Below are 668 nucleotides of genomic sequence, written 5' to 3'. Positions count from 1 at the left end.
GGGTACGCCTCCGGACCGAGTCGATCAGCTTCGGCGTCGGTTCCAGTTCGACCGACAGCGGGGAGCCGGACCGGATCTTCTCGTCGACGGCGTCGGCGGTGAAATCCGAGATGGCGGCCGCGGACACCAGTGCGTCCGCGGTCGCCGCCGTCCGGCGACAGGCCGCCATCATCTCGTCGGCCGTCTCGACCGAGACCACGTCGGCGAACGGGACCTCCGGTCCGTCCTGAACGAGCGTCACCCGCGCGCCGCGGGCGTAGAGCGCTCTGGCGACGGCCCGACCGGTCTTCCCCGACGCGCGGTTCGTCAGGATCCGGATCGGGTCGATCCGCTCTTTCGTCGCGCCGGCGGTGACGACGACGTGCGACCCGGCGAGCGACTGCGGCGTCGTGGCGCGGGCGACTTCGGTGACGATGTCCGCCTCCGCCGCTATCTTCGCTTTCCCCTCCTCGATCCGGGGGTCCGCGAATCGAACCCCCCACGACTCCAAGCGGTCGAGCGCGTCGAGGACGCCCGGGTGGTCGTACATCGGCTCGTGCATCGCGGGTGCCATCACGACCGGCACGTCCGCGCCGAGCGCGGTCGTCGCGCAGGTGGTGACGGGCGTGTCGTCGACGGCGGCGGCGACCTTCCCGGCGGTGTTGGCGGTCGGCGGGCGCTAACAGGAG

The 668-nt window shown here is 72.0% G+C and carries 1 pseudogene; it reads right to left on the bottom strand.

The features are described 5' to 3' along the window. Positions 1–655 (bottom strand): annotated as a pseudogene (locus BN903_RS08870) (phosphopantothenoylcysteine decarboxylase); the annotation flags it as partial. Positions 656–668: the final 13 nt, after the last annotated feature.

Source organism: Halorubrum sp. AJ67 (genome assembly GCF_000513435.1).
This window is presented reverse-complemented; position numbering and strand designations above follow the sequence as displayed.